Below are 18,138 nucleotides of genomic sequence, written 5' to 3'. Positions count from 1 at the left end.
AATTGATTATCTAAAGTATTAGATTAAATTTCAATTAATATAAAAAATACTAAAGAACTATCTATCTTTTCTAGGCACAATTTATTGGCAATAAAGGACTTATAAAATCTGTTTAACTTTTATGGCATAAAAAAATCGAAATTTTAATAACTTTCCATACCACATTGAGACAAAATTTGTTTGATGATAGGTGTAGCTTTGTTCACAAAGTCCTCAACGGAGATAGATTCACCTTCTTCAAGTAGTAATATGTCATTGTGATCATCTTGTTCCTGAAAAGAAATCTTTTTACTTTTTAGTAATGTTTGTAAGTCAATTGAATCTTGCTTATTCATATTCTTGCCTTTAAAACGACGACACCACAAATTTGTAAATGAAGTACTTGCATAAACTTCAAATTCAATTTTGTAATCATATTTTTGGGATTCTAATGTTTTACTATTTAATGAACCTCCAATTGAAGATAAATCGCCCTCATATTTATTAAATTCGGCATCATCGGGGAAAATATCTAGTTTATAATCCCTTAACATTACAATTATTTCACGTACTTTTTGTTCGTAATACTGATAAACAGATTCCTTATTCGCTTCATCTTCAATGCTTTCTAAAATTTTACTATTTTTACGATAAAAATTAACGACTTCCATTTGCATTTTTGAATACTCAGAATATGGATTAAATTTTTCTATAGCAGAAATATAGTCAATTAAATAGGTTAGATAATATTGATCTGCCTGTAATGTTTTTTGCCCAAGTCCTTTTAATATCTGTTTGGATAAATCAAAGTGTTTAATAACCTTAAAATTATGAGGTGGGGATTCAGGCTCTTGAATCACTAATAGAATAAAAATTAATTTTTTATTCTTAGGATTATTTACTTGTGCATGTGAGACATAATCAGCAAAGGGATTATTATTTGTATGATGTTTGATTTTATTTTCAATTACGATGATATGGTCATTCGTTTCGACCCAAAAATCAAGACGTCCGCCTTGTTCAATTCTTTTTTCAAGAATGACTTTTTGAGTATGTATCTGGTATAGAAAGCTCTCACCTATAACATCAAACAGTGCGCTAATAACAAGATCATTTAACTTATGCTCTTCTTGAGTATTTAAAAAGAAAGCAAGAGTCTTAGAGCTTACACTTTCTAAATGACTTACCCCCATAATGTCAATAAAGGACTTCCGTTGTCCTTTATTAAATGGAAGCCTGTTAAAAGCGTCTATAGCTTGTTCAGCCTGGTAGATATTTAAAGTATTCAATGATTCTTTTTCCATATCCTTCGGAATCAGTATCTTTTCATTCATCTACTCATTCCTATTAGAGATTAAACCATGGCTATTTATATTTATCGAAGCATTTTTAGGGATATATACACAAGCTTTTCAGCTTCCTTCGCTGTGAGTGCTAACTTACTAAACTCAGGCTCTAAAAACTGAAAATTGCTCATATATATACCCTCAAATAATTTTATAAAGTTCCGCTAAATGCTTGGTTTTGTAATGATTTAAAAAGCTTATTTGCTGTACCTAATTGAATTTTAAAATATAACTTTAATTCATTCGTTGATTTTATAAATAAATCAAACTTCAACAATACTTCTTTAGCAGGTAGTGGAATCAGTAACTCATATATATCTGAATTACTGATATTTGCTTGTCGCACACCACGGTTATTCTTAGTGATCAAACTTTTAATACTATGTTGACTAAAAAAGTAACGTATATAATTTTTAGAAAATAAATTATTGGTTACTTCAATTTTAGCAACTCGTTGATTCAAATAGTACATTTCATAATCATCAGTGACTTCAGTTATATTTCCATAATCATCCTTTCCAACAGTTCCTGTTAGGCTCATTAATAAATCACCAGATCTTAATTCATATTGAGTAAGTTTTTCAGGTTGCTGAGGAATGATAAAATCAAATTTTTCAGTATTAAAACCAAGCTTATTAGCATTCCCAATTTTAACGACAGGGATGCCAATTGTTGAAAAATCTGAACTAGGAAAAGCATATCCCCCTTGGATTTTTAAAACCTTTTTTGCTGATACTAAATCCCACCCTTTTTGGTTACAAATGGGATCACCAAACATATCAATAAACGTAGACTGTAAAAGCTGATCTAACTTTTCGATCGCTTGTTGACGTTTTTGGCGTAAGTCATCTGCTTTATCCAAAATAGATGCTATTCGGCATTGTTCTTCAAGAGGTGGAAGCGGAATTTTAAAAGACTTTAAAAAATCAGTACTAACACGCTTTTGACCAGCAGCACCACTCATAGCATGTTCACCAACTAATCTAAAGTAATCTGACCATAGAAGATAAAATAGATACTTCGGAGATAATTTTTCTGGATTAGCTCTTAAAACATGAAACTCAGTTGATCCAAATGCAATATCATTATTGATTTGGAATGGTCTTAAACTTTTTCCATTTTCAAAACACGGTGTAATTTTTGCGATCAAAACATCTTCTTTAGAGAAATAGGTAAAACCCTTCTTTACTTCTTCGTAATCTCTGATTTCTTCATTTAATAAAAAACCTTCTTCCGAAACTGATGCCATAGGAACAAATGACACTAGAGTATCCAAAGAAATATCTTTTGGTGGTCGCGGATTTATAGTTGCAACTTCTGCAATTGAGACTAGAGGATAACTCACTTAAGTAACTCCTTAAGCTCATTCATTCCTTTTGAAATATCCTGCTCAAGTAACTCTAGATCAGCCAGAATTTTACTTGGAGTTTCATATTCTACTTGCTCATATACCACTTCCTTATAACGGCTAATCGACAAGTCATAACCATTAGCAACAATATCAGCTTTATCTACAAAGAAGCTTTGCTCAGTTGCTTTACGATCTACTTCAGCCTCTAAATTTTTGAAGCGCTTAATGATATCTGGAATATTATTATTTTCATGCTTATCTTCTAGCTCATTACGCTTATCATCTAGCGAGTAACCATCTGCCTGCATGTCATAGAACCAAACTTTGTCAGTACCGCCTGACATGGTTTTAGTGAAAATCATAATCGCTGTGGAAACGCCCGCATACGGTTTAAACACACCTGAAGGCATAGAGATAATTGCTTCAAGCTTTTGCTCTTCAATGATCTTCTTACGCAAAGTTTTATGAGCAGTAGATGAGCCAAATAAGACACCATCAGGGACAATAACCGCAGCTCGACCACCAGTTTTTAATATGCGTAGGAACAAAGCTAAAAATAGCAGCTCAGTCTTTTTCGTTTTAACAATAGCTTGAATATTCTTAGCACAGGTTGATTCATCTAAACTTCCTTTAAATGGAGGGTTAGCAAGAATCAAACTGAACTGACTTTCAATATGAGAGTGTTCTTCACTCAAAGAATCACGATATTCAATACTTGGATTTTCTACACCATGCAGCATCATGTTCATAGAGCCAATACGAAGCATGGTGCTGTCAAAGTCATAACCAAAGAAGGTTTCTTCGCTAAAGCGTTTAGCAGACTCAGGACTAGCAAAAATCTCAGTGCTGTGATGTTCGTTTAAGTATTCACTGGCTGCAACAAGGAAACCTGCCGTACCACACGCAGGGTCACAGATCGTATCTGTTGGTTTTGGCTGCATCAGTTCAACAATCATTTTGATGATATGTCGAGGAGTACGGAACTGGCCATTTTGACCTGCTGAAGCGATCTTACCGAGCATGTACTCGTAAATATCACCTTTGGTATCTTTGTCATCCATTGGCACTTCAGCCAAGAGATCAACCACTTTAGTTAAAAGTGCAGCATTGGGAATCGTAAAACGAGCATCTTTCATGTGATGACTGTATGTGGTGTCATCCTCATTACCAATGCTTTTTATGAATGGGAAAACTTCATTGGCAATGGTGTCATAAAGCTTCGTTGGATCGCCAAGTGTAATAAATTTAGACCAACGTAAATGATCTTGCTCAGGTGTAAAAATTGGCTTTTCTACAGCAGTTTTTAGACGGTTAGCTTTCTTTTCTTTGGTGATCTGAATTTCATCGAGTCGGCGGATAAACAGCAAATAAGTCATTTGCTCCATGACTTCTAGAGGATTGGAAATACCACCACTCCAAAAAGAGTTCCAAATCTGGTCAATTTTGCTTTTAATTTCGCCTGTAATCACACTGATGACTCTCAAATTTCTTTGAGGGTATTGTGGTAGATTTCAATATGAAAAGCTATGGATAAGGAATGCAAAAAATCTAGGCTTAAAAATAGGACTTTGTCTTCTGCTCATCCAGTAACTTATGCAACCATGCAGGCAAAGAGGACTGATAAAGTAATATCCATTCTTCAGATGTAAGCGTTTTTTCAAGCTTTTTAACTATATTTAAATCAACACTCTCTTTTCCCAAAAAAAGTAATGCTGATATAGCCATTCCTACACGGCTGCCCAATGGATATTGGAAAAATTTACTATTTTTAGTATGCAGCAATCTTACCTGAGTGCCGCCAATCCCAAATTCACGAGAGTTACCTGAAGTGTAAAACACATCCATCACCGGAACTTGAGTACTTAATTTAAGCCGATTTGCGGCCATACCTCCATGAACCTGGATGAGTTCACCATTTTTTTCAGCAATAACTTTGACCACTTCATAAACATCAGGGCTCAGGTGTCGCCCCTTCAACATACGGTTTGGTTCAGGTTTATAATAAATACCGTGCTGAATGCTATTAATCACGCCTTGCTCAGTTAACCGATGAAGCTCCTGATAAACCACTTCAGTCTTTCCATACTGTTCAAACTCGTCCACAGAAAAGACGTGCCCAAGGCGAAATCCTTTTACCCGTTCCTGAACTGCTTTTGCAATATCTAACATAGAAGTCCCAAACAGAATATATAAAAGGTGGTTGAAACCATCAGGTAATTACACAACGTATGTCTTCAACTATCATGTTCGATTTTATGTATTTCTTCTATATTATTGGATTAAACAAAATTTAAGTAAATTAATATTTTTACTAAAATAATTTGGATGCTGGGTGTGCTATTAGGTGCAATATCTTGCACTTAATCTTATAAAAATCCTTGTTAAGTACAGATTTTGGCACTTAACGTCAACTTCGATGATATTTGGCGATTCCATTTAGAAAGAATATATTTAAGTTAGTTTATTGATACTTTAAATTTTAAAAATGAAATTTCATAAAAGTGATAATCCCTCTTACATTGCTGAAGTTGTTGGGCTGCGTTTAAAGCGAGCACGATTAAACCGAGACATGACACAAGTAGAAGTCGCAGACAGAGCCTGGGTTTCAAAAAGGACAGTACTAAAAGCAGAGAAAGGAAATGTTCGAATGGCTGATCTGATAGCTATTCTTCAGGCTTTGGAAATGTTAGATGAGATTGATTCATTTCTGCCCGAGCCTCCTTTATCTCCTATAGAGCTCTTAAAACTAAGAGGAAAAATAAGGAAAAGAGCTTCAGGCAATAATAAAAATAAAACAGATACACCTAATTTAGGTTGGTAGTTTTTAAAATTAGATTGGATTTCTAGTTTATATTTGAATGAAACTAGGGAATCAAATCTTTGGCTGGAATTTGCATAGCTGATGCTATTTCATATAGTTTTTCTACTGTGATATTGACCTCACCACGTTCAATACGTCCCATATAACTACGATCAATTCCACATTGCAATGCGAGTGATTCTTGAGTGATATTTTTCTCTTTTCTTTTGTTGCGGATTGAACAACCAATTACTTTTGATAATTCTGACATTTGGAACAAACTGCTCAAAAAAAAGAAATATCACTAATTGAGGACTAAACATCCACGGACTATAATCCTCTTTTACTTTCTAAAGGTTTCCAAAATGATGAAGTTTAATATTCCATTGGCTGACCAATTTCTTGAAATAATAAAAAATTATGAAATTGAGGATTGGGAAGCCAAATGTTTTTGGGAGATTATTAGACAATCAGATCAGTTGGATTCATCCAATGTTAAAAGCTTACGAGAAGATATGTATGCAGCTATAAAATTATTATCGAAAAATGACTACTTGGTTGCTCAAAGATCGCTATTTAAGAAAAAATCTTACTTATATAGTGAAACTCAAAAAATAAAAGAATTGAGAAAACAGTTGATCAACAATGAAGAAAAAAATCCATTAAATATTCAAAAAAATCAACTAAACAAAGAGTTAAAATTTCTAATAAAACAGGCTGAATTCATTGATGAATTAAGTTTATCTTACCCAGAATTATGCAGTTCAATTAAAAAATATAAAGAAGAGATTGTTTCTCAAATTGATTTTTGCAAAGTGAAAATTAAAACAATAGAAAATATACTCAAGATAGGCTGTGTTGCACAAAGATCTTGATAATTATTTAGTAAAAAATATAACGAAAAAAACATGTCGCCATTTTTTTTTAATTTTTTTTAGATATCTGCCTATTATCAAATCTCACTATTACTTAATTGGTAAATATTATGTCTAAAAAATCTACTAGCAATCACAATGCAGATATTAGTAATGCAAATAAAGGAACATCAGGTACTAATCGTACATATGATCAGAATCAAGGTAACCGTGGTACACAACTAAATCCACAAGTTAAAAAGTAAAAAGTCAGCTAGGTACTTAAAAGTACCTAGCTAAAACCTTTAAAGAAGTTGAATAAATTATGAAATCTGTTGCTTTTCCTTCACAAGGCGATTTATTAAAGTTTTTTTATAATGCTACTGGCCTCATCCCGACAAAAGGTGAAGAAATTTTAGATATTTCTATTAAACCTAAAAGCTTGCATAAAAATCTAAAGCGTTTAGCAGAAGAAAAAGAATGTAACTTCTTAGAAAATTTTAATCATTACAGTGAGGAAATATTCTCTTCACTTTCATCTCTTGTTGTGGAGGACAAATTTAAAAAAATTATTGTAAATCCAATAGTTGACTTATTTGAAGGCTATTTAAGAATAATATTACAAGAGCATACGTTTTTAGATAAAAAACAAAATATAGAAAATCTTATTGAAAGATTCATTGTTGATATTGCACGTCTATGTTTCCCTTCAGAAATTTACTACAAATATCTATTAAATGACTCGTATCCTGAAGCACCCGACTTATTAAGTTGGTTAGACAATTCAGACAAAAATCCTTTAGTCCATGCTATGACTTGGATTTATGATTCCGAAAAAATTACATATCAAACATTTCATCAACTTGATGATGTAGATCAAACTGATAAAGACTTAAATAATGTCAAAAATTGGTTAACTGGAAAAGTTCAACTGCCGAGTACATCTCAAATTCTCAGCACCTTCCATAGAGCTTTTAAAAAACAAAGGATTAATACTAAATTAGCAGATACATATACCCTATTTCTTTTAATCGCTAGATTCCTGACCTACTGCAGTAATATATTGTCATCAACATATGGTGATTCTTTTAAAACACGATATATAGGTTTATTCATACAAGCTTATTCTGCAGTAAAAAGAGATTTTCTCATTTTATTTGAGGAACCTATTAAAGAACTAAATTCAATGAGCTTAGAAGAAAAAGAGTTTTTTTTGACTGAGCTTCTTATTGCTTATGATCAGAGATGTCATAAAAATCTTTTAGAAATGCAGGAAAAGTTTACTGTTAGCCAATTATTAGAACTTTGGATACCTAAAGATAAACCTTATCATTCAGCAACTGTACGCATACATCGGTACTTAGGGTTAACAGGAAAAGCTGAAAAAATAATGAAACCCCTTGAAGAAAATATTGAGAATATGATTCATGGTTATCAGCTTATAAAGGGTTCGGAATCAAATTATGAAGTGTGGTTAGAACAATACAATAGAGTTAATAATGACTCTCTCAGCCCATGGCTTAAAAATTGGGTTGATGCAGTCTTTCTATTTGAACATAAAGAATATTCTCAATCTCTTGAAAATATGCGAAGCGCCTTCGACACAATACGTTATACAGCAGCAAATAAGATGATAGAGTTCTTAGAATCTTATATGATTATCAGTCTTTTAGTAGATAATAAAAGAGGATGGAAAGACTTTAAAAGGGCCTTTAAATGGGGAGTCTTTATGAATAATTTTGGAGATCTTAAACCTTTTTATTTGGTTTCTGAAGAAACAGAAATTAGAAGTATTTTTGAAGAAAAACTGATAGTAATTTCTAAGTTTGAAAATATAAGAGATTTAAAAACTTTAGCTAAATTAGTTTTTCATTTTCCATACTCTTCTACTTAAAATATAAATTTAGTATCCATAGTAAGAATGATGAATCACCTTCCTAAAGTCATTATTTTTGATGCCTTCGGTACACTTGTAAAAATCGGTACAAGCCGATCTCCATATCGCAAGTTAATGAAGTGGCTAAAAGATAATGGTAGAAAACCAAGCACCAAAGATGCAAGTGTTATTATGTCTAATCCTGTTGATATTGCACAATTAGCTATGCTCTTTGGAGAAAATATTCCAACTCAACTTTTGCACGAAATCAACGATGATCTTCTATTTGAGTTAAGTACAATTGAACTTTATAAAGATACGATATCCACATTACAAATATTAAAAGAGCATGGATTTAAAATTGCACTATGTTCTAATGTAGCCATGCCTTACGGAGAGCAACTTAAAAAGCTGCTTCCAAATGTATTTGATGCACTTTTTTTAAGTTATGAGATTGGGGCTATAAAACCTGAAGATTATATCTATGAAGTTATTAAGACCCATTTCAACTGTGAAATGTCAGAAATGCTATTTATTGGAGATCATCCAGTTTTAGATGTTGAAAAACCCATTTCTTTAGGAATGGATGCACGTTTAATTCAACGTCATAACAAGCAACTACTGACGAATGTAATAGGTGATTTAACTTTAACGTAGTAAATCTTTGGCACTAATTTTCAATACAAAAGCAATTTTTATACTTTTTCGAAGCCATCTCTAGGCTCAATTATATTGTTTAATATAGACTGGATATGCAAAATAAAAAATGCACAGTGACATAATCATACCCATTCCCTTATGTCTAAACGCATTGTGCATAAAAATGGGGGCATAAAATTTCTTGGCGTTCCATTTAATATAGCCAGCTATGCCCTATTGACTCATATGATTGCACAGGTGTGTGATCTGGATGTAGGTGATTTTGTCTGGACGGGCGGTGATACGCATTTATATGCCAATCATTTTGAACAGGCCAAACTTCAACTCAGTCGTGAGCCTTTAGGCCTGTGCCAGTTAAAACTGAATCCTGAAGTTAAAGACCTGTTTGATTTCAAATTTGAAGATATTGAAATTGTCGGTTATGAATCGCATCCAGGAATCAAGGCACCAGTTGCAGTTTAATTCCCGTTAAACCCCGGAAAATATTCAAATCCCACTTTGCTTAAAGTGGGATTTTGCATTTTAATAGCAATAATTTTTATCTGTTTTTGAGTATGAGTATGGCATTTCAGGATTTAGAAGTCGTTCATGTCGTGGCAATGGATCAGCAGCGCTGTATTGGTAAGGACAATGACTTGCCTTGGCATATCTCAGCAGATCTCAAACACTTTAAGGAAATCACCCAAGGTGGCGTGATTGTGATGGGCCGTAAAACGCTTGAATCAATGGGCCGTGCGCTGCCTAAACGTGTGAACTGGGTGATTACCCGTGATCCTGACTGGTCTTTTAAAGGCGTCAAAGTCGCGCATACGATTGAAGATGCCTTGACTCAAGCCGTGGCCGATGTGCAGACTTCAGAAAAACCGAATGCTATTTTTATTATTGGCGGTGGTGAAATCTTTAAACAGACTCTGGAGATCGCTGATCGTCTGGAACTGACCCATGTTGAACTGGATGTGCAAGGTCACGCCTACTATCCGGAAATTCCGGCCCAGTTCAAAAAAGTTGCATCAGAACAACATATCGATGACAAAACCGGTATTGCATTTGAGTTCGCAACATACAGAAAATAAAGCCTATTTTCTATAAAAGATTGAACATGCAAGGACAAGACCATTCAGAAAAGCATTGGAGCCTGTGGTTATTAGGGAGTCTGTTTAGTGTATTTGTCCTGTGTTCAAGTCTTTGGCTGAGCCTGATGCTCTGGGTGCAACAACCCTTGGGTAAAATTGGCAGCATCATTCTGATCGGTCTCTGGCTTCTATTTGCCTGTGTGGTCTTGGGCATTTATTTCACCAAGCATCTGATTTCCCGCCAGGTGGATACAGTGCTTTATCTGCTAGCCTTTCTGGTCAGCTTACTGGCTTATTTAAGCATAGAACCTCGTCAGGATCGTGACTGGAATCCTGAAGTTTCCCGACTGCTCTCCTATGAGCAGCAAGGCAATCAAGTCACCTTGCACAATATCCGTAATTTTGACTGGCAAGCAGAGGGTCAATATACCGAACGCTGGGAAAGCCGGAGTTTTGATCTAAACGACATTACCGGGGTAAACATTATTACCTCTTACTGGATGGGACCTAAAATTGCCCATACGCTGGTCAGTTTTGATTTTGCCAATCAGAAACCGCTCGCCTTCTCGATCGAAATTCGCAAAGAAAAGGATGAGAAATTTTCTGCTATTGGTGGCTTCTTCCGAAAATATGAACTGAGTTTGGTCGCCTCAGATGAGAAAGATATTGTATATACGCGTAGCAATATTCGTGGTGAGCAGGTTTACTTTTTTCCGGTCAAAATGCCGCAAGCAGAAGCTCAGGCTCTATTTAAAGAATATCTGCGTAAGGCTGATGAACTGGCCAAAGAACCTAAATGGTATAACACCTTGAGCAGTAACTGCACGACGCTGGTCTTTGATATGGCTCAGGCAGTATCTCAACAACAGCTTCCTTCAGATTACCGCTTGCTGGCTTCTGGGTATTTACCTGATTATTTATATGATTTAAAAGCGCTAGATCAACGCTGGGATATACAAACCTGGTATCAGCGTGCACACGTTAATCCACGAGTTAGAGATACCGGTCAGATTTCCAGTCAGGAGTATTCACAACGCCTGCGTCAGGGCCTACCTGAGCCGAGTTCCAGATAATCTTCTAAGTTATCCAACTTAAAGAAAGATACAAAATCAACTGGCATATATTGCATTTTTTTGTTTATATACAAATAGCTAACTCAGAATTAGAGTCTCTCTCATGCTAAAAAAATTAACAGCAATCATGATTTTAGGTTCAGTCTTTGCTATATCAGGTTGTGAAACCGTACCGAGTACTTCATCAGTCAAAACTGAAAATAATTTACAGCTCCTGCAAAATCGCACCTGGATTGTGAACCAGATTGGTAATACCGAAATTACTACAACACCGATAACACGCAATATTCCAAGTCTGCAATTCGATGCAGCGACTCAACGCGTGTCTGGCGCAGATGGCTGTAACCGTATAATGGGCAGCTACACTGCCGGCAAAGACACCCTTAACTTAAGCCAGATGGCGAGTACCGAAATGGCTTGTCTGGATAATGCAGGTCTGGATCAGAAATTTAAGGAGGCACTGAGCAAAGTGACTCATTATCAGGTCTATGGTAAAACCCTGAAATTAATGGACCGTCATGGCAATTTACTCATTCAGTTAGAAAGTGCAGTACAGCCTCGCTAAGTTTTGACTACAAAAAACCTGTGTCGTGCAGGCTTTATATCTTTCATACTCATATGAACATTCAATAATCAGCACTCTACAATGATGAGGACTTAACCATGCAACAAGCACTATTTGGTGGTGGATGCTTTTGGTGTACCGAAGCAGTATTTTTACAGCTTCAGGGCGTACAGAAGGTCGTCAGCGGCTATGCGGGTGGACAAAATCCTAATCCGACCTATGAGCAAGTCTGCGGCGGTGATACCAATCATGCCGAAGTGATCCTGATCGATTTCGATGAAAATCAGATTACGTATAGTCAGTTGCTCGAAGTCTTTTTCGCAACCCATGATCCAACGACATTAAACCGTCAGGGCAATGATGTCGGCACGCAGTATCGTTCTGTGATTTATTATTTTAATGATGAGCAGAAAGAAACTGCACAGCTCACAATAGACTCATTGAAAGCTGAAGGATTGAATATTGTGACTGAACTTAGCCCTGCACCGACTTTCTACCCTGCTGAAGAATATCACCAGAATTTCTTTGCCAAGAATCCGAATCAGGGCTACTGTAATTTCGCGATTCCGCCCAAGCTGAACAAATTACAACATAAGTTTATGACGCTGCTCAAAACTCATTAATCTGGATGCGGCTTGATCAAATGCCCTCTTAAATTAAGGTAATAAAAAAGCGACTGAGATCAGTCGCTTTTTTCATTGAGAGTAAAAAATTAGTTATCAGTTGCAAAGGCAATATCGCTGAGTCCGGCTCCACTCGCGCGTGACATCACTTGAGCAACGGTGTCATAACGTGATTCTTTATCTGCTTTCAATACGATGGTCGGTTGACGCTGTGCCTGGCTCGCCTCATTGAAACGGGTTTCAAGTTGATCCAGGGTCAGTACATCACCATTCCACGCTACATCACCTTTGGCATTGATGCTGATGGTGACATTTTCAGGTGGCAGGTCAATAATTTCTGCAGTGGTTTGCGGCAAGGTTAATGGAATTGATGGGTTCGCAACGGTCGCTGTCACCAGAAAGATGATCATCAATACCAACATAATGTCGATCAGGGGAATGAGATTCATCTCATTCATGCCTGTATCGTTGTCTTCACCCAATTGAAAAGCCATTAAGCTTGACCTCCAACTAAACTGTCTTGTGTTACTTTCGCATCAGCCTTCTTTGCAGAAGAGTCCTGCTGCAACATGGTATCAATCAATAAGCTATGCGCATGGTCTTGCAGTTCATTGCTTAAAGTACGGTTGACACGTACACAGATGTTATATGCAAGTACTGCAGGAATCGCCACAGCCAGACCCAGACCGGTCATGATCAGCGCTTCACCCACGGGAGTGGCTACTTGTGCCAGACCTGCCTGACCGCTCTTACCCACGGCAACCAGTGCGTGGAAGATCCCCCATACTGTACCGAACAGACCGACAAAGGGTGAAATTGAAGCGATGGTACCCAAGACAGATACACCTTTTTCCGCATTACCTTTTTCTAATGCGATCTGACGCAATAAAGCCTGCTCAGCTACAGCTTTACGTTGTTCAAATGCCAAAGGAGTCATTTTATTTTTCAATTGTCCTAATGCTTTAGATAATTGAGCATAGGCAATCTGTTTAAGTTGGCGAGTGCCCATCAAACGCAGCACAAAAATGGTCCATGTCGCAATCGACATTGCCAATAACACGAAATACAGTGTTTTACTGACTGCATCAGCGTGTTGCCAATAAACTGAAAAGTTCATATTCGAACTCCTAATGGGTTAGCCGTTATTTGGTAATCTGAAAATCGAAAGGCTGTTCCACTCGGGTTGGATAAGCCACACCATTTTCAACATATTTGGTCAGTTGTGCACGACGTACCGCTGATTCAACTTTGCGCGTAACGGCCGGACTACAACTCGAATTTCGTGCGGTCGCAGAGACCACTTTCCCCTGCTCATTTGCAGATACATCCACCACTAATGAACAGGCTGATTTTAATTCTCCTGCCGAGAGCGACACTTTTGGTGCACGCTGCCACGATACGCCGCCGCCAATTGCAACACTTTTCGGTGCTGGCGGTGCAGGTGGAGCCGGCGGTGCGACAGGTGCTGGTGGCGCAACCGGTGCAGGCGCAGGTGCCACTTTTTTAGTTTCAGTCACAACCGCAGGAACCACTGGACTTGGTGCCGGTTTGGCCTCAACTGGCGGTGCAGTAACAGGTTTAGGCGTTTCTGCTTTTTTCACCTGCTCAATTTTTTCTACTTTTTTGGGTGGCGGTGGCAGCGGTTTTTCTACAATTTTAACTTCTTTCGGCTTTGGTGGCTCTTGTTTAGGCTCTGGCGGCTTTGGCTTCGGTGGTAAAGGTTTTGGGGCTTCCTGAAGTTTGACGAAACGAACCTTTTTTAAAGGTTCTTTATCGACCTGTTTCAGTTCAGGTGCTTCCATCTGGCTGACTGCCCATAAGAGACCCACGTGTCCAACCAGAACCGCCGCCAGAATAGAAACGACTTTCTTTTTCATCTGATTTGACGGTGGTGGTGTCATGGGAGCAGCAACTTGACTCATTAAATCTATTTACCTCGAAGAGATGATGCGAAACAAACTATCAAGCTCATCGGTTAGCACAATTAAAGTACGCCAATAATAAATGAGAAGTGTTTTCATTTGCAACTACTAATCCTACTTTTCTCCATTATTTTTGTTTCAAACAAAAAAGGCATACTTAAAGTATGCCTTTTTTAAACAGAGATGCAAGCGCTTATTGGAACACGACAGTTTTATTGCCGTCGACAATCACACGGTCTTCCAGATGCCATCTCACTGCACGTGCCAGCACATTACGTTCAACGTCCTGACCCAGTTCACGCAGCTGTTCCACAGTAAAGTCATGGTTCACACGCTCCACATCCTGCTCGATGATTGGACCCTGATCCAGATCGGCTGTCACATAGTGTGCAGTTGCACCGATCAGTTTTACACCTTTGTCATAAGCCTGTTTGTAAGGATTGGCACCCACGAACGCTGGCAGGAATGAATGGTGAATATTGATCACTTTCATTTCCCATTTACTTACGAACTCTTCATCGAGAATCTGCATATAACGGGCTAATACCAGCAGATCGTTACCCTGCATCAGTTCATCAATCTGTGCATAGGCTTCACGTTTGTTCTCTTTGGTCACCGGAACCACTTCAAACGGAATACCAAAGTTTTCTACTGATTCACGTAGAGTCTCGTGGTTCGATACTACTTTAGTGATTTCACATGGCAGACCGCCGCGTGCATGACGCCATAGCAGTTCAAGCAATGCATGGTCGACTTTAGAAACCAGAATACCGACCTTCTTCACATCACTGACCAGTGCCAGACGCCAGTGCATGCCATAGCGCTCTGCAACATTGCCAGCAAAAGTCTGCAACAGGCTTTCTTTACGGCTTTGCAGATTGTCCAGTTCAAACTCAACACGCATGAAGTAACGTCCGCCCTGCGCTGCTGTCGCGTATTGATCAAGCGCCGTAATGTTGGCACCCTGATGATACAAGAAGCTTGAAACAGCCTGCACGATGCCTGGCTTGTCTTCACAAGTAATCAATAAACGTGCGGTATTAGCAGTCGTCATATTCATGTTGGTTAAGGTCACTAATTAGTTAAATTAAAAAAATAAGCCGAGTATTCTAACGCGTTTCTTAGATATTCTGAATAGTTTGTTCAGATTCAGGCGGTTTAGGCGACGACAGACTGGCAAACAGCTCTGAAGAACCGAACGAGTTAAGTAAGCTTTCATACGTCTGACGGCTTTCACCACGCAGATAAGCACCTTCCAGGAACACCATCTGACGCAGTGCCTGCCAGACCCATTTTTCTTCCAGAGTGTTGGAATCGGTAATATGACCCGACATATACAGGAAGTTGGTCCAGTTGGTCAGCACGATCCAGAGGTTAATGATCAGCGCTTCAATTTCTGAATCGGTCATTTCCATCAGGCCGGCATTTACGAAGGCTTTATAAATTTTTTGTCCCTGCTGCATAACCTGTCCGGCAAAACGAGGATAAAGCTTGCGGAAATCTTCGTTATTTTCTACCAGATGGTATACATCACGGTGCAGAAAACGATAAGCCCAAAGCTGACTGCTTAGTACCTGAAAATAATGAATCTTGTCATTGGCATCCAGAGCACGATCTTCCGGAAGTGCCAGCATTTCCAGCGTCTGATGCTGATACTGCTCCATCAGTTCCTTGATAATTTCATTTTTATTACGGAAGTGATAATACAGGTTACCCGGACTCATGCCGAGTTCAGCAGCAATATGGTTGGTGGTTACAGATCGTTCGCCACGTTCATTAAACAACTGCAAGCTGAGCTGTAAGATACGCTCTTTGGTTTTTAACGTTTTGGTTTGGGACATCCTAAAATAACCATTCAGTTCATGCATTAGTAAGGCTAACACACAAAGTAACTTGACTAATTAGAGTATTTGCTCTAAAAATTAATTAATCGATTTTGAATAATGGTAGTGCGGCATGAACAGTCACACAAAAACAACTTCAATGACACCACATTTTCTTGATAGCCAGCACCTCAATGAAATTCTGGCTCAACAAAAACACGCCTACTTACGCTACCCACTGCCGACTGCAAAGGAACGTATCGATCGTTTAGCTCGGCTTAAGCGTATCTTAGTTAAGTATCAAGATCAATTTGCCGATGCAATTAATCAGGACTATGGTAACCGCTCTGTCGGAGAAACCAAAATTGGCGAGTTACTGACTTGTCTTGAACATATTAAATATTACAGCAAAAACCTGACCAGCTGGATGAAACCATCCAAGCGTCATGTCGGTATTATTCACCAGCCGGCAAAAGCCTGGGTACAGTATCAACCTCTGGGCATGATCGGCATCATCGCACCGTGGAACTACCCTTTATTATTATCCATTGGTCCTCTGATCTGTGCGTTAGCTGCGGGCAACCATGCCATGATCAAAATTTCCAGTTCATCGGCTGCTTTTGGCAAGGTACTGGAAAAAGCCTTAGCTGAAGCCTTTCCTAAAGAACTGGTTGCCGTGGTGAATGGTGGCGGTACGGTATCTGATGCCTTCTGCCGACTGGCTTTTGACAAGATGATTTTTACCGGCTCAACGGCTGTGGGTAAAACCGTGATGGCAGCAGCTGCGGAAAATCTGGTACCTGTGATTCTGGAACTGGGTGGCAAATCCCCTGTACTAGTGCATCCATCCATTGACCTGCGTGATGTAGCTCAGCGTATTGCCGTGGGCAAGCTCTGGAATGCGGGCCAAACCTGCGTGGCACCGGATTATATGTTCCTGCCGCGTGGCAAAACTGCCGAGTTTATCGATCATTTTAAAGCCTGTGTCGAAAGCATGTATCCGGACATCAACCATAATCAGGATTACACCTCGATTATCAATGACAAGCAGTACAATCGTTTGCAAGGTTATCTGGATGATGCCCGTGAGCAAGGCGCGCAGATTATTGAAATCAATCCACGTAATGAATCGCCAGCAGACCTGCGTAAAATTGTACCGACCATCGTGACCAATGTTATGCCAAGCATGCAGATCATGCAGCATGAAATCTTTGGGCCGCTCCTGCCGATCATGGAATATGATCAAATTGACGACGTTATCGACTTTATTAATAGCCGTCCGCGTCCACTTGCATTATACTATTTCGACTTTGATCAGGCGCGTGCTGATTATGTCGCACAGCGTACCCATTCAGGGCATTTCGGGCAAAACACTGTATTAACCCATGTCGCACAGGATGACCTGCCATTTGGTGGTGTCGGTGCTTCCGGTATGGGTAAATATCATGGGCCAGAAGGCTTCTTCAGTTTGTCGCATGAACGGTCTGTAATGTCGAATCCTAAGCTGTATAGCTTGAAATACATTCTGCCTCCGTTTAATAAGCCGATCCATAAGCTGATTTCGAAGACACTTCTTCGATAAATGATCAAGGCATGAGCTATCACACGGGCTCATGCTTCGTTTTAGACAAAATCGCTTGTCTTTTAAGCGCATTTTTGATATAAAACGCCCCTTGAATGAATTCAATCCGTTTATTTTTGACTGGCCATACAGATTTGCTGTTGGCTAAATCAATGGAGTTACACCATGTCTAAGGTTTGCCAAGTTACCGGCAAGCGTCCAGTCGTTGGTAACAACGTCTCACACGCCAACAACAAAACTAAGCGCCGGTTCGAGCCGAACCTGCACCACCACCGTTTCTGGTTAGAAAGCGAAAAACGTTTTGTACGTCTTCGTTTAACCACTAAAGGTATGCGTATTATCGACAAATTGGGCATTGAAAAGGTTGTTGCTGACCTTCGTGCTCAAGGTCAAAAGATCTAAGTAAGGAGTCAGGACAATGCGTGATAAGATTCGCTTAGTTTCTTCAGCTGGTACAGGTTATTTCTATACCACTACTAAGAACAAACGTACTATGCCGGAAAAAATGGAAATCAAAAAATTTGATCCAAAAATCCGTCAACACGTAATCTTCAAAGAAGCTAAAATCAAATAATTTTAGTTTTTTGAAAAAAGCGACCTTCCCGGTCGTT

22 protein-coding genes and 1 pseudogene are annotated in these 18,138 nt (G+C 38.4%); 13 read left to right on the top strand and 10 right to left on the bottom strand.

Annotation, left to right across the window (positions count from 1 at the left end):
* Positions 1 to 143: 143 nt before the first annotated feature.
* The 4 genes from FTV14_RS03805 to FTV14_RS03790 form a co-directional block, all read right to left on the bottom strand.
* On the bottom strand, positions 144 to 1,313 hold the full coding sequence (locus FTV14_RS03805; protein WP_180053371.1) for a PD-(D/E)XK nuclease family protein: 1,170 nt from the start codon (positions 1,311 to 1,313) through the stop codon (positions 144 to 146).
* Positions 1,314 to 1,476: 163 nt separating this feature from the next.
* Entirely contained in the window at positions 1,477 to 2,670 is a 1,194-nt protein-coding gene (locus tag FTV14_RS16175) for a restriction endonuclease subunit S (RefSeq protein WP_180053370.1), read from the bottom strand.
* Positions 2,667 to 4,145, bottom strand: a complete 1,479-nt coding sequence (locus FTV14_RS03795) for a class I SAM-dependent DNA methyltransferase (RefSeq protein WP_180053369.1) — start codon at positions 4,143 to 4,145, stop codon at positions 2,667 to 2,669. Before FTV14_RS03795 ends, FTV14_RS16175 begins: the two co-directional genes overlap by 4 nt.
* Before the next feature lie 85 nt (positions 4,146 to 4,230).
* A complete protein-coding gene (locus FTV14_RS03790) occupies positions 4,231 to 4,845 on the bottom strand; it encodes a DUF6088 family protein (RefSeq protein WP_180053368.1) in 615 nt (204 codons plus the stop codon).
* A 316-nt stretch (positions 4,846 to 5,161) separates the two neighbouring features.
* Between FTV14_RS03790 and FTV14_RS03785 the strand changes: the two genes are divergently transcribed.
* Complete coding sequence (locus FTV14_RS03785) at positions 5,162 to 5,497, top strand: helix-turn-helix domain-containing protein (RefSeq protein WP_180053367.1); 336 nt, start codon at positions 5,162 to 5,164, stop codon at positions 5,495 to 5,497.
* A gap of 43 nt (positions 5,498 to 5,540) precedes the next feature.
* Here FTV14_RS03785 and FTV14_RS03780 read toward each other — a convergent pair whose 3' ends face one another.
* Positions 5,541 to 5,747 carry a helix-turn-helix domain-containing protein gene (locus FTV14_RS03780; RefSeq protein ID WP_005103069.1) on the bottom strand — a complete coding sequence of 69 codons (207 nt, stop codon included), beginning with the start codon at positions 5,745 to 5,747 and terminating at the stop codon, positions 5,541 to 5,543.
* A gap of 94 nt (positions 5,748 to 5,841) precedes the next feature.
* On the opposite strand from FTV14_RS03780, the gene FTV14_RS03775 reads away from it, so the two are divergent.
* The 9 genes and pseudogenes from FTV14_RS03775 (at position 5,842) to msrA (ending at position 12,200) form a co-directional block, all read left to right on the top strand.
* Positions 5,842 to 6,351 carry a hypothetical protein gene (locus FTV14_RS03775; protein ID WP_125279533.1) on the top strand — a complete coding sequence of 170 codons (510 nt, stop codon included), beginning with the start codon at positions 5,842 to 5,844 and terminating at the stop codon, positions 6,349 to 6,351.
* A 110-nt stretch (positions 6,352 to 6,461) separates the two neighbouring features.
* Positions 6,462 to 6,596, top strand: coding sequence for a hypothetical protein (locus tag FTV14_RS15980; RefSeq protein ID WP_257219750.1), 135 nt, complete (start codon positions 6,462 to 6,464; stop codon positions 6,594 to 6,596).
* 59 nt (positions 6,597 to 6,655) lie between these two features.
* Positions 6,656 to 8,224 (top strand): hypothetical protein, encoded by a 1,569-nt coding sequence (locus FTV14_RS03770; protein WP_180053366.1) that lies wholly within the window; start codon positions 6,656 to 6,658, stop codon positions 8,222 to 8,224.
* 30 nt (positions 8,225 to 8,254) lie between these two features.
* Positions 8,255 to 8,863: an HAD family hydrolase gene (locus tag FTV14_RS03765; RefSeq protein WP_180053365.1), complete on the top strand. Its 609-nt coding sequence runs from the start codon at positions 8,255 to 8,257 to the stop codon at positions 8,861 to 8,863.
* 180 nt (positions 8,864 to 9,043) lie between these two features.
* Positions 9,044 to 9,328 (top strand): annotated as a pseudogene (thyA, locus tag FTV14_RS03760) (thymidylate synthase); the annotation flags it as partial.
* Positions 9,329 to 9,426: 98 nt separating this feature from the next.
* Complete coding sequence (gene dfrA40, locus FTV14_RS03755) at positions 9,427 to 9,939, top strand: trimethoprim-resistant dihydrofolate reductase DfrA40 (protein ID WP_034702334.1); 513 nt, start codon at positions 9,427 to 9,429, stop codon at positions 9,937 to 9,939.
* A 26-nt stretch (positions 9,940 to 9,965) separates the two neighbouring features.
* The gene (locus tag FTV14_RS03750; RefSeq protein WP_004781909.1) at positions 9,966 to 11,012 is read left to right on the top strand and encodes a DUF4105 domain-containing protein; all 1,047 of its coding nucleotides are present in this window, start codon (positions 9,966 to 9,968) and stop codon (positions 11,010 to 11,012) included.
* A 103-nt stretch (positions 11,013 to 11,115) separates the two neighbouring features.
* Positions 11,116 to 11,577 (top strand): META domain-containing protein, encoded by a 462-nt coding sequence (locus FTV14_RS03745; RefSeq protein ID WP_180053363.1) that lies wholly within the window; start codon positions 11,116 to 11,118, stop codon positions 11,575 to 11,577.
* Between the two features lie 98 nt (positions 11,578 to 11,675).
* On the top strand, positions 11,676 to 12,200 hold the full coding sequence (gene msrA, locus FTV14_RS03740) for a peptide-methionine (S)-S-oxide reductase MsrA (protein ID WP_004781907.1): 525 nt from the start codon (positions 11,676 to 11,678) through the stop codon (positions 12,198 to 12,200).
* Between the two features lie 89 nt (positions 12,201 to 12,289).
* On the opposite strand, the gene FTV14_RS03735 is transcribed toward msrA, so the two are convergent.
* The 5 genes from FTV14_RS03735 to FTV14_RS03715 all read right to left on the bottom strand — a co-directional run bounded on the left by FTV14_RS03735 (position 12,290) and on the right by FTV14_RS03715 (position 15,963).
* Positions 12,290 to 12,694: a biopolymer transporter ExbD gene (locus FTV14_RS03735; protein WP_004781905.1), complete on the bottom strand. Its 405-nt coding sequence runs from the start codon at positions 12,692 to 12,694 to the stop codon at positions 12,290 to 12,292.
* Positions 12,694 to 13,317, bottom strand: coding sequence for a MotA/TolQ/ExbB proton channel family protein (locus FTV14_RS03730; RefSeq protein ID WP_034702346.1), 624 nt, complete (start codon positions 13,315 to 13,317; stop codon positions 12,694 to 12,696). The genes FTV14_RS03735 and FTV14_RS03730 overlap by 1 nt, the downstream gene beginning before the upstream one ends.
* Positions 13,318 to 13,342: 25 nt before the next feature.
* A complete protein-coding gene (locus tag FTV14_RS03725; RefSeq protein WP_180053362.1) occupies positions 13,343 to 14,122 on the bottom strand; it encodes a TonB-dependent receptor in 780 nt (259 codons plus the stop codon).
* A gap of 193 nt (positions 14,123 to 14,315) precedes the next feature.
* The gene (gene purU / locus FTV14_RS03720; protein ID WP_004781900.1) at positions 14,316 to 15,182 is read right to left on the bottom strand and encodes a formyltetrahydrofolate deformylase; all 867 of its coding nucleotides are present in this window, start codon (positions 15,180 to 15,182) and stop codon (positions 14,316 to 14,318) included.
* Positions 15,183 to 15,243: 61 nt separating this feature from the next.
* Positions 15,244 to 15,963 carry a TetR/AcrR family transcriptional regulator gene (locus FTV14_RS03715; RefSeq protein ID WP_034580311.1) on the bottom strand — a complete coding sequence of 240 codons (720 nt, stop codon included), beginning with the start codon at positions 15,961 to 15,963 and terminating at the stop codon, positions 15,244 to 15,246.
* A 115-nt stretch (positions 15,964 to 16,078) separates the two neighbouring features.
* Between FTV14_RS03715 and FTV14_RS03710 the strand changes: the two genes are divergently transcribed.
* The 3 genes from FTV14_RS03710 to rpmG all read left to right on the top strand — a co-directional run bounded on the left by FTV14_RS03710 (position 16,079) and on the right by rpmG (position 18,101).
* Positions 16,079 to 17,527, top strand: coding sequence for a coniferyl aldehyde dehydrogenase (locus FTV14_RS03710; RefSeq protein ID WP_180053361.1), 1,449 nt, complete (start codon positions 16,079 to 16,081; stop codon positions 17,525 to 17,527).
* A 165-nt stretch (positions 17,528 to 17,692) separates the two neighbouring features.
* Entirely contained in the window at positions 17,693 to 17,929 is a 237-nt protein-coding gene (gene rpmB / locus FTV14_RS03705) for a 50S ribosomal protein L28 (protein WP_000048256.1), read from the top strand.
* A 16-nt stretch (positions 17,930 to 17,945) separates the two neighbouring features.
* Positions 17,946 to 18,101 (top strand): 50S ribosomal protein L33, encoded by a 156-nt coding sequence (gene rpmG / locus FTV14_RS03700; protein ID WP_001205031.1) that lies wholly within the window; start codon positions 17,946 to 17,948, stop codon positions 18,099 to 18,101.
* Positions 18,102 to 18,138: the final 37 nt, after the last annotated feature.

This window comes from Acinetobacter sp. YH12236 (assembly GCF_013417645.1).
Lineage (GTDB): Bacteria > Pseudomonadota > Gammaproteobacteria > Pseudomonadales > Moraxellaceae > Acinetobacter.
Note: the sequence above shows the minus strand (reverse complement) of the source record. Positions and strands in the feature narration are given on the sequence as shown.

Coding starts and splice junctions, on each gene's coding strand:
- FTV14_RS15980 (WP_257219750.1), top strand. CDS start 6,462: ATGTCTAAAAAATCTACTAGCAATCACAATGCAGATATTAGTAATGCA.
- FTV14_RS03745 (WP_180053363.1), top strand. CDS start 11,116: ATGCTAAAAAAATTAACAGCAATCATGATTTTAGGTTCAGTCTTTGCT.
- FTV14_RS03750 (WP_004781909.1), top strand. CDS start 9,966: ATGCAAGGACAAGACCATTCAGAAAAGCATTGGAGCCTGTGGTTATTA.
- dfrA40 (WP_034702334.1), top strand. CDS start 9,427: ATGGCATTTCAGGATTTAGAAGTCGTTCATGTCGTGGCAATGGATCAG.
- rpmG (WP_001205031.1), top strand. CDS start 17,946: ATGCGTGATAAGATTCGCTTAGTTTCTTCAGCTGGTACAGGTTATTTC.
- FTV14_RS03765 (WP_180053365.1), top strand. CDS start 8,255: ATGAATCACCTTCCTAAAGTCATTATTTTTGATGCCTTCGGTACACTT.
- FTV14_RS03770 (WP_180053366.1), top strand. CDS start 6,656: ATGAAATCTGTTGCTTTTCCTTCACAAGGCGATTTATTAAAGTTTTTT.
- FTV14_RS03790 (WP_180053368.1), bottom strand. CDS start 4,845: ATGTTAGATATTGCAAAAGCAGTTCAGGAACGGGTAAAAGGATTTCGC.
- FTV14_RS03785 (WP_180053367.1), top strand. CDS start 5,162: ATGAAATTTCATAAAAGTGATAATCCCTCTTACATTGCTGAAGTTGTT.
- msrA (WP_004781907.1), top strand. CDS start 11,676: ATGCAACAAGCACTATTTGGTGGTGGATGCTTTTGGTGTACCGAAGCA.
- FTV14_RS03710 (WP_180053361.1), top strand. CDS start 16,079: ATGAACAGTCACACAAAAACAACTTCAATGACACCACATTTTCTTGAT.
- FTV14_RS03730 (WP_034702346.1), bottom strand. CDS start 13,317: ATGAACTTTTCAGTTTATTGGCAACACGCTGATGCAGTCAGTAAAACA.
- FTV14_RS03775 (WP_125279533.1), top strand. CDS start 5,842: ATGATGAAGTTTAATATTCCATTGGCTGACCAATTTCTTGAAATAATA.
- FTV14_RS03735 (WP_004781905.1), bottom strand. CDS start 12,694: ATGGCTTTTCAATTGGGTGAAGACAACGATACAGGCATGAATGAGATG.
- FTV14_RS03715 (WP_034580311.1), bottom strand. CDS start 15,963: ATGTCCCAAACCAAAACGTTAAAAACCAAAGAGCGTATCTTACAGCTC.
- rpmB (WP_000048256.1), top strand. CDS start 17,693: ATGTCTAAGGTTTGCCAAGTTACCGGCAAGCGTCCAGTCGTTGGTAAC.
- FTV14_RS03780 (WP_005103069.1), bottom strand. CDS start 5,747: ATGTCAGAATTATCAAAAGTAATTGGTTGTTCAATCCGCAACAAAAGA.
- FTV14_RS03805 (WP_180053371.1), bottom strand. CDS start 1,313: ATGAATGAAAAGATACTGATTCCGAAGGATATGGAAAAAGAATCATTG.
- FTV14_RS03725 (WP_180053362.1), bottom strand. CDS start 14,122: ATGAGTCAAGTTGCTGCTCCCATGACACCACCACCGTCAAATCAGATG.
- purU (WP_004781900.1), bottom strand. CDS start 15,182: ATGAATATGACGACTGCTAATACCGCACGTTTATTGATTACTTGTGAA.